Origin of the sequence: Clostridium sp. (genome assembly GCF_050717635.1) — a bacterium.
In the GTDB taxonomy this organism is placed as follows: Bacteria; Bacillota; Clostridia; order Clostridiales; family Clostridiaceae; genus Clostridium_AD.
The window spans coordinates 1-9,116 of record NZ_JBOITO010000019.1 but is presented as its reverse complement, the minus strand read 5'-3'; the positions used below and the strand labels follow the sequence as shown (position 1 = coordinate 9,116).

The window sequence follows — 9,116 nt, the reverse complement described above, 5'->3', positions numbered from 1 at the left end:
CATGGCGATTTCTGAATAACGGGGCATGGTCAATCGCCTAACAAAATACTCCAGTTCGCTTTGCATGAGAAGACTGCAAAGCACACCAGAGAAGTTAAGAGAAGAGCTCTCTAAACTTCTCTGGCGTCTGGAGTACGGAGACGTTATGAGACATTTCAGGTCTACCTGAAATTTCCTTACGTAGCTAGTGATTTTTAGTTATTCAAATATAAAAGATAATTTACATTGGTTAAATATTGTGATGTAAAGAGAAACAACAAATTGTGGAGGAGGGGTAGCATGGAACAAGTAGCTTTTTTAAAAATTAAAAAACATATGATTGGTGATTGTGTGGATTTGTATATTGAAACATTCACTAAAGAGCCCTGGAATGATATTTACGAATCAAAAGAACAAGTAGAGAATTTTTTTAATAATCATTTTAACAATAACTACTTTGTAGGTTATGCAGCTTTGTTAGATGATAAGGTGGTAGCATTGAGTATAGGTATGAAAAAACCATGGATAGCAGGTTTTGAATATTATATTGATGAATTTTGCGTTAATTACGAAATGCAAGGTAGAGATATTGGAAGCTGGTTTATAAAGGCAATAGAAGAAGATATTAAAGAGCAAGGAATGAATGGAATGATATTAAACACAGAGAAAGATTACCCATCGCAGAAATTCTATGAAAAAAACGGATTTAAAACACTTGGTGATTTGATAGTTCTTGGTAAATAGTGTGGAAATAAAATTAAGTATATATATAGTTATATAAGAAAATAACGCTTCGTAATACTATATAGTGCTCATCTATCACAAAACTACGATTGATGAACAATTGTTGAATAGAACTAAACCGCTCTTAGCGGTGGCGGATTTTAGTTAAACTTAAATTTTGACAATATAATTTAATAATTAATTAAAGACATACTTCCTTTTTAGCAAGTATGTCTTTATTATCATGAACACTTACTTTATTATTATTTTGAGAGAAATAAAAAAATAAAGGAGTGTTAATCATGTCTGAATTAAGAAACAGAATGAAAATCGAGATGGAATTAAGGGATACAGTCCGAAGACAATAAAAAATTATATTCTTCACGTAAGCACATTTTCTAAGTTTCATAATAAATCACCCGAATTGTTAGGTGAAGAAGAAATACGAGAATTCCTACATCATTGTATCACTGTTAGAAAGTTAAGTGAAGGGACTGTTAATTACTATAATGCGTGTATCAAGTTCTTCTATGCAAAAGTTTTGCATAGAAAATTGGATCTTGAGCAATTACCTAGAGCTAAAGAACGAAGAAGATTGCCTGCTATATTATCTCCGGAGGAAATGAATGATATTTTCAATGCTACCCATAATATTAAGTATAAAGCTATTTTTATGACCATTTATTCCGCAGGATTAAGAATAAGTGAAGTCTGTAATCTTAAAGTATCAGATATAGATAGCAAAAACATGCAAATATTTATTAGAGAAGGCAAGGGTAATAAAAATAGGTATTCTATTTTAGGAAAAAGCAACCACAAAATACTAAGAGAATATTGGGAAATATCAAGACCGGAAGAATACTTATTTTCAGGCAGATATAGTACTAATGCAATAAGTCCACGGAGTGTTCAAGTAGAATTTGGAAAATTCATAGAAAGAGCAAAAATAACTAAGCATGTGACTGTTCACTCTGTTCGCCATGCGTTTGCTACCCACCTTTTAAATGGAGGTACTGATGTATGCCATATTCAAAAACTATTAGGACACACTAGAATATCATCAACTAGCGTATACCTTCATCTTAGACGCCTGGATTTGCTAAGTATTAAAAGTCCATTGGATACATTACTTGGTGACGATAATGATTGAGGTACAAGATATATTCGCTGAACTCGGACAAAAATATTGTGAAGAACACAATCTCCCTTTTCAATTAAGAAAGGCTATGATGAATATAATAACCTGTAGAACAGCTCAGTTAGGCGGCCATGTGGACGAATGTGATAAATGTGGTCATACAAAAATATCTTATAATTCTTGTAGAGATAGACACTGTCCTAAATGTCAGACCTTATCAAAAGAAAGATGGATTGAGAATAGAAAGGAGGATCTATTACCAATTCCTTATTTTCATGTGGTATTTACAATACCACATGAGTTAGAATTTCTAACTCTTACAAATAAGAAAGAAATGTATTCAATTTTATTTAAAGCCACCTCTGAAACTCTTTTAGAGCTTTCAAGAGATCGTAAATATTTAGGTGCAGAAATAGGTTTTACTACAATAATTCATTCTTGGGGATCAAACTTAATGAACCATACTCATACTCACAACATAGTCCCAAGTGGGGGATTATCTTTAGATGGTGAAAAATGGGTGAATTCTAAAAAAGATTTTTTTATACCGGTTAAGGTTTTATCTAGAAAGTTTAGGGGTAAATTCTTATACTATTTAAAGAAAGATTATTATGATAACAAATTAAGGTTTATTAATGAAATTGAAGAATTAAAATACAAGGATATTTTTCAATGTTTTATCGATAGACTTTATAATAAAGAATGGGTAGTTTACTGCAAACCTCCTTTTGGTAGTGCAGAGCATGTACTGGAATATTTGGGGCGGTATACTCATAGAGTTGCAATTTCTAATAATAGAATTGTGGCTTTTGAAAATGGACTTGTGGTATTTAAATGGAAAGACTACCGAGATAATAGTAAGGAAAAATATATGACTGTTAATGCAGAAGAATTTATTCGTAGATTCTTATTGCATGTACTACCATATAAATTTGTTAAGATTAGGCATTATGGTATTTTAAGCAACCGAAATAGAAAGACAAAGCTAAATAAATGCAAGTGTCTTCTGAAAGTATTAGTGTCTAAAATCAAAGAAAAAGTAAAGCTAAGTACAGCTGAGCTACTTTTTAAGCTGACAGGTGTAGATATTAATAAATGTCCTTGCTGTAGTGGAAAAATGATGACTAGAAGAAAATTAAAACCTAAAAGACTTGAACCACCAGAGAAAATTCCAATAATTATTTAAATAAATAGCTTGAACTGAGTTAAACGTTATATGGGGAGGGGGAAAGTCTATCATTAATTAAGGGAAACAGTAAAAATAACAGGAATTTTTTTAAATATTAGTCCGAATATATGATAAAATATAGTAAATAGAATTTTTACGGAATATGGATAAGATTGAAACCCCATAGTACCTGACGGCGGTTTCGTTCTATAATTTGTTTCAGAAATTGAGCAGCTTCAGCAGTTAGCATTATTTAAGTATAAACTTATAGTGCTGTTTTTTTCGGCTCAACTTCAGAATCCAAATCTATTCATAGGGCGTAATAAATCTAAGGATAACCGGGGTGGGTCTTGCTCAAAGTGTAGTTGCTAAAACTCCGTATAACAAAATGTTGCAGTTCGCCTTGGCTAGTGAACTATTTTTATATAGTATTGTGTAAATCTATGAATTATAATCCATGCATAGATTAGGAACAAATCCACCGCTAAGGCACATTCCTTCACAAAGCCCGTCGGGCTAGGTTCAGAAACGTCGGCAACATGAAACGTTATCTGAAAAACTAGGTGGATACCTAAAATAGATGATAAAGTAATGAAGGAGAGATGATGAAAGACAAATTACTTAATGTGAGTTTTTATTTGGGGAGTATCCCCATGTGTTTGGTTATCAATTTTGTTAGACATACAAAGGCTGAAAAAAATGTCCATTTCATACAAGCATTGGCGCTTAATTTTCTAGTGTCATGTTCAGTTATTATATTTGTTGTTTTTTTTGGCATACATAGTTTAATTATATATTCGAATCGAAAGTTAGCAAGTGTGATTCCATTAGAGATATCATTTTATATATTATTTGTCCTTTTAGGAATTTGTGTAATAATTTGGCTACAAGGTATTATTTCGGCGACACTAGGTAGAAAACCAATGCTCAAGTTATATACTAAGTTTAAGTTATTAAGGATATCATTTATAATGATGGTGATACAGATTGTTGTATTGTTAGCGATCATTTTAATGACAATTCATGCATCATCTCTAACTCAAGCAGACATTGAAGAATCAGAAGTAGTTATGTTGTATGATGATATGGGTTATATACCAAGATGCGTATTTACACTGGGATTTTATAGAGAAACCCTTGTAGCTAATGAGAGATGGGGAGGTGACAGTGTAGCAATTCAACCGTTAACAGAGAGTAACTTGAGCACTGCTTTCAACAGTGACAGACTAGTATATATTGCGGGGCATGGTGCCGAAGGGTTTATATTGCTAATTGATGGAGATATATATTGGCCAAAGGATATTCAACGAAAGGAGTTAGGAGATAAATTACAATATATTTATATTTCTTGCTGTGACTCAGGGATATTGCATGATGAATGGCAGAACTCATTAGAACCAGCAGAGGTAAAGACATTTGATAGATTATCATTAGTTATAGAACACGCCTATTGGCTAATAGTTGATGGACCCAAAATTATAAATGAGTTGGAGTAATGTGTAAGTTTGATGTGACGAATTTCCGTTCATCAGATAACAATGCATCGCTGTTCGCTTTTGCATGAAAAGACTGCAAAAGCACACGTTTTCACCAAGCGCGGTCGCGCTAAGGTTCAAAGGTGTCCGCGATGCGAAACGTTAGAGGAAATGGCATATTTATAAAAGATTTATTTCCCCTTAAGATTTTTTATTAATGAATATTTTAAATTATTACGAATTAAGGTGGTGCAAATATATTAGATAATTTACAACAACAAACACATGTTATAAATAAAGACTCAGTTTCCCTTGAATCATATGAAGAAATGGCAGAATATTACTTTAAATATGTTGATATAAAACCATTCAATGCTTATTATGAAAGACCTGCAACATTATCTTTACTTCCAGATGTAAAAGGAAAGAAAGTTTTAGACGCAGGCTGTGCGGCAGGGTGGTATACTAAGTGGTTACTGGAAAAAGAGGCAAGTGTAATAGCATTAGATTTTAGTCCTAACATGATAAAAATGACTAAAGAGAGAGTTGGAGATAAGGCTGAAATTATAAGGGCTGACCTGAATGAGCCACTAGACTTTATTAAGGATGGGTCTATTGATGTTGTGTTATCATCTTTAACACTTCACTACATTAAAAATTGGGATTTAGTAATGAGTGAATTTAATAGAATTCTAAAGAAGGATGGGCAACTTATTTTCTCAGTTCATCATCCTTTTATGGACTTTACAGTTTTTAATAAGGAAAATTACTTCTCTACAGAGATTATAGATGATGAGTGGGAAACCCATAAAGGTAAAATTAAAGTTCAATTCTACAGGAGGCCTTTGAATAAGATAGTTTCTGCAGTTATAGAAAATGGATTTAGGATAGATAAATTATTAGAACCTATGCCAATAGAACAATTTAAAATAGAACAGCTAAAGGTTTATGATAAACTAACTAAGAGACCTCAATTTTTATTCTTTAGAGCAATAAAAATTAGTAAAGCTACAAAAATTAATCAATAATGTTGTTATGTTATAAGCAAAACCAAAGAGTTATGTTGGTTTAGTTATCGAATATAGAGCAGAAGATATGGCACTTCCTCTAACAAAATACTCCAGTTCGCTTTGCATGAAAAGACTGCAAAGCAAACCTGCGAACCTAAGCGGCGTTGCGCTAAGGGTCTCGGTGTCTGGAGTACGAAACGTTAGCAGAAAGAATATTCTATCGGAAGTTTATTTTCCGTTACTAAAAAAGATGATAGTGAGCATCTGTAGATTATTGTACATCAAAGGTTATTTATTAGTAACGTCTTGTTAATATTTATGACCCAGACCATCAAATTCTAGATGGGAAAGTATTATTATAATTAATTTTTAGTTTGGAGAAAGTAAAATGTTTTGGTAAAATTATATATATGTTACATTCTTTTAATTAATATATATGCTGATGAGCCACTAAGTTAAAAGAAGTAACACAAATAAATAAAAAAGTAGGTAGATCACAATGAATATATTTTTGAAGGAAATAGATGAAAATAATTGGGAAGAATGTATTAACTTAAAAATCAACGAAGAGCAAGAACGATATTTACCGCACCCAAATGTAGTCTCAATTGCTGAATGGAAGTTTAATCCTAATTGGATTGCTCTAGGCATATATACTGGTAATGAAATGATAGGTTTTGCAATGTATGGTGTGGATATAGAAGACAATACTATGTGCTTATTTCGTTTTATGATTGATGCAAAATATCAAGGAAAAGGTTATGGAAAATATGCTTTGGATGGAGTATTAAACAAGATAAAAGATGAAAATAATTTTAATGAAATATGGGTGAGTTTCCATCCAGAAAGTATAGTAGCAAATAGGTTATATTCTAGTTTGGGATTTAAGCAGAGGATTAATGGACTAGAGGCAGAAGATGAAGTTTTTTATGTGCTTAAATGTTAAATTCAAGAGGGGTATGTGCAGTAAATATTATTTATATAAAACGTTATAATATTATAAAAATTCCTTAAATTTTAATTTAAATAACACTATTTAAAAAATGAACAATTATTTTAAAGTGGATATTGATAACTTTAAGGATTCTACTGTATTTTTCATTTGCATTTTTCTTATATTGTTATGCAATAGTTAAGAATTCAGTACGTTAAAATTATCTAAAAAGTAAACGTAGAAATATTACATCTGCTAACAAAATGTTGCCGTCCGCCTTGGCTGGTGGACTATTTTTATATAGCAATGTGTAAATTTATAACTTATAATCTATATATAGGTTATCGCTCTGCTGCCGCCAAGGCACATTCCTTAGCCAAGCCCGTCGGGCTAAGGTTCAGGAACGTCGGCAACAAGAAACGTTAGCTGACAGCAAACTGTAAAAAAACATTAACAATCCTTAAATTTAATATTCATGTCTCCAATATTTATGGAAGCATTTGACTTAATTAATACATCAAGACCCAACAGCCCATTAATATTGTCGTCAATTGTTCCCATATAGAAATCAATGTTATTCAAAATAACTTTATCAAGAATTATACTGTCAGCTGTTCTTTTCACATAGCTGAAGATACCATTTACACCATAAAACGTTTCAATTTCATCATCCTTATTTAGAATGATTCCAAGTTCTTCAATGGAAGAGGGTTCTATAATGCAAAATGAGGCACCAGTATCTACAACAATATTATTTATTTCAACTGTTTTACCATGGTAGCTTATTTTAAGAGAAGTGTACAATAATCCATCTTTATATTCAAGTTTCAATTTGGAATCCTCCTAAATAAGCCCATGTTTTTTATTATTTTAGTTTGTATAGTATTGTGGTTTGTATGAAACACGATATTGTCACCTTTGCAATTAACAAGTTCACGAGTAGCATCTTTGTCATTTGAGATTGTTTGAATTATATCCATTTCATCGATGTAGAGGTAGTCATTTTCTTTATGAGAGTTAATTATTTTCAATTTTACCCATTGGTCTGGATATAAGGTTCTAACTTCAGCCCACTTCATAGTATCACTCCTTTTAATCGAATTTATATAATATATTTTAACATAAAGAATAGAAAAGGTACACTATGGAAAGGAGTATATATATATCAATAGAATAAGATAATAAGAGGTAGCCATCAGCTAACAAAAAACTCCCATTCGTTTTGGCATGAGAAAATTGCCAAAACACATTCTTGAGCCAAGCGCGGTCGCGCTAGGCTCAAGAACGTCGGGAGTTAGGAACGTTAGCCGAAATAAAAAAGAATACTGAACTAGAGCCACGATTAAATATTTAATAAAGGCTATGTTTAATAATAATGTTGATAATATGACAATTTTTAAGAGAAGCCAAAAATGGATTCTCTTAATTCACATTTTATGAATATTTAGAACTATTCTTTAAAGTTTTTTATATTGTCATTTTTCACTTTTTCTTTTAATTTACTATATCTATCCTGCTCTATACCCCAACTAATTAGAGAAGATAGTAAAGCAAAGATAACAACAGTAACAACCAATAATAAGATATGTTCACGCCAATACATGATACTATTATTATCTTTGGAGAAATTAATAAATCCTATTATTCCATAAAAAGCAGTAAACATAACAACATTTTTAATATTATGCATTAATATGCCCTTTTCTTTTATTTTTTCCCAAGATTTAATGAAATTTTCATCATCATAATAAAATAGCCTTGATATTTTGCTTGGCTTTATCTTATTTGCTTTAACGAGAAACCAGAAAATTAGACTTACAACTAAAAATATAAATAGTAAAGTAATACCTAATATAATCCATATAGTCAAAACAATACCCCCTTAAAAATTTATAAACTAATGTTTCGTCAAATTTTACTATTGTGTCCATATTTAATTATACATCATAGTAATGTAATTATTCAAATATTTAACATAATTAAATATAAATTGCTTCCCTAATTTTAAAATCTTTTAACTTTGTATCAGAAAGAGATGTATGCGACTGGACTAATAAATGTTTGGTTTTTACAGTATCCTTCTCTGTATTAAAAAACTGTAACCATTTAAACCAGTACATGTAGTTAGCAAGGTATTTCGTAGCAACACTATGAAATCCATACATCCATTCTTTTAGTTTGCTATGAAACGCATTAATGTGTTGTATATGATATATGCCTTCCTTGTGCTTCCCACGTTTGATTTGCTGTAATTCAACATTTAAATTTTTAGCGAATTTAATATAACTCTTATGTGAATCGGTACAGAGGATAGATTCATCCTCAATCCTGCCAGTAAAGAGCCTTTCTAAATCTGTATGTTTCATCCTACCTTTACATATTAGTTCAGTCATAATATTTCCTACTCTATCAATGGCACATAGTACACAGACCTGTTGACTTGATATGCCTCTTTTTCTCTTTTCATCCTTACTACTCCTACTGCCCTTAACTCCACGTCTATGAGGTTCTCGTGGCATTATAAAAGTAGTGCTTTTCTTATGATTTCCTTTAAAGGATTCTCTGAATTAAATATAGTATTATATTTATAGGATAGATAGTTAAGTATATTAATGTTTATCCTATTTAATTATACATGATATACGGGATAACCATATATATTTTATTTAGTATATATAGTACATAATAT

General features: G+C 31.1%; 10 protein-coding genes. 6 read left to right on the top strand and 4 right to left on the bottom strand.

Annotated elements, in window-relative coordinates:
- Positions 1 to 279 precede the first annotated feature (279 nt).
- The 6 genes from ACREWB_RS09580 to ACREWB_RS09555 all read left to right on the top strand — a co-directional run bounded on the left by ACREWB_RS09580 (position 280) and on the right by ACREWB_RS09555 (position 6,439).
- Complete coding sequence (locus tag ACREWB_RS09580; protein WP_431547234.1) at positions 280 to 723, top strand: GNAT family N-acetyltransferase; 444 nt, start codon at positions 280 to 282, stop codon at positions 721 to 723.
- Between the two features lie 289 nt (positions 724 to 1,012).
- Positions 1,013 to 1,852, top strand: coding sequence for a tyrosine-type recombinase/integrase (locus ACREWB_RS09575; RefSeq protein ID WP_431547235.1), 840 nt, complete (start codon positions 1,013 to 1,015; stop codon positions 1,850 to 1,852).
- On the top strand, positions 1,845 to 3,026 hold the full coding sequence (locus ACREWB_RS09570) for an IS91 family transposase (protein WP_431547233.1): 1,182 nt from the start codon (positions 1,845 to 1,847) through the stop codon (positions 3,024 to 3,026). The genes ACREWB_RS09575 and ACREWB_RS09570 overlap by 8 nt, the downstream gene beginning before the upstream one ends.
- A 905-nt stretch (positions 3,027 to 3,931) precedes the next feature.
- Complete coding sequence (locus ACREWB_RS09565; protein ID WP_431547232.1) at positions 3,932 to 4,504, top strand: hypothetical protein; 573 nt, start codon at positions 3,932 to 3,934, stop codon at positions 4,502 to 4,504.
- A gap of 308 nt (positions 4,505 to 4,812) precedes the next feature.
- A complete protein-coding gene (locus tag ACREWB_RS09560) occupies positions 4,813 to 5,511 on the top strand; it encodes a class I SAM-dependent methyltransferase (protein WP_431547231.1) in 699 nt (232 codons plus the stop codon).
- Between the two features lie 481 nt (positions 5,512 to 5,992).
- Positions 5,993 to 6,439, top strand: a complete 447-nt coding sequence (locus ACREWB_RS09555) for a GNAT family N-acetyltransferase (RefSeq protein ID WP_431547230.1) — start codon at positions 5,993 to 5,995, stop codon at positions 6,437 to 6,439.
- A 438-nt stretch (positions 6,440 to 6,877) separates the two neighbouring features.
- Here ACREWB_RS09555 and ACREWB_RS09550 read toward each other — a convergent pair whose 3' ends face one another.
- The 4 genes from ACREWB_RS09550 to ACREWB_RS09535 form a co-directional block, all read right to left on the bottom strand.
- A complete protein-coding gene (locus ACREWB_RS09550) occupies positions 6,878 to 7,258 on the bottom strand; it encodes a retropepsin-like aspartic protease (protein WP_431547229.1) in 381 nt (126 codons plus the stop codon).
- Positions 7,255 to 7,506, bottom strand: a complete 252-nt coding sequence (locus ACREWB_RS09545) for a hypothetical protein (protein WP_431547228.1) — start codon at positions 7,504 to 7,506, stop codon at positions 7,255 to 7,257. The genes ACREWB_RS09550 and ACREWB_RS09545 overlap by 4 nt, the downstream gene beginning before the upstream one ends.
- Before the next feature lie 371 nt (positions 7,507 to 7,877).
- On the bottom strand, positions 7,878 to 8,297 hold the full coding sequence (locus ACREWB_RS09540; protein WP_431547227.1) for a hypothetical protein: 420 nt from the start codon (positions 8,295 to 8,297) through the stop codon (positions 7,878 to 7,880).
- Positions 8,298 to 8,406: 109 nt separating this feature from the next.
- Positions 8,407 to 8,946 carry an IS1595 family transposase gene (locus tag ACREWB_RS09535; protein WP_431547226.1) on the bottom strand — a complete coding sequence of 180 codons (540 nt, stop codon included), beginning with the start codon at positions 8,944 to 8,946 and terminating at the stop codon, positions 8,407 to 8,409.
- Between the last annotated feature and the right edge of the window lie 170 nt (positions 8,947 to 9,116).

Bases quoted from the DNA above. Each gene is read 5' to 3' on its own strand.
- ACREWB_RS09580 (WP_431547234.1), top strand. From the start codon at position 280: ATGGAACAAGTAGCTTTTTTAAAAATTAAAAAACATATGATTGGTGAT.
- ACREWB_RS09570 (WP_431547233.1), top strand. From the start codon at position 1,845: ATGATTGAGGTACAAGATATATTCGCTGAACTCGGACAAAAATATTGT.
- ACREWB_RS09565 (WP_431547232.1), top strand. From the start codon at position 3,932: ATGCTCAAGTTATATACTAAGTTTAAGTTATTAAGGATATCATTTATA.
- ACREWB_RS09560 (WP_431547231.1), top strand. From the start codon at position 4,813: ATGGCAGAATATTACTTTAAATATGTTGATATAAAACCATTCAATGCT.
- ACREWB_RS09555 (WP_431547230.1), top strand. From the start codon at position 5,993: ATGAATATATTTTTGAAGGAAATAGATGAAAATAATTGGGAAGAATGT.
- ACREWB_RS09545 (WP_431547228.1), bottom strand. From the start codon at position 7,506: ATGAAGTGGGCTGAAGTTAGAACCTTATATCCAGACCAATGGGTAAAA.
- ACREWB_RS09535 (WP_431547226.1), bottom strand. From the start codon at position 8,946: ATGCCACGAGAACCTCATAGACGTGGAGTTAAGGGCAGTAGGAGTAGT.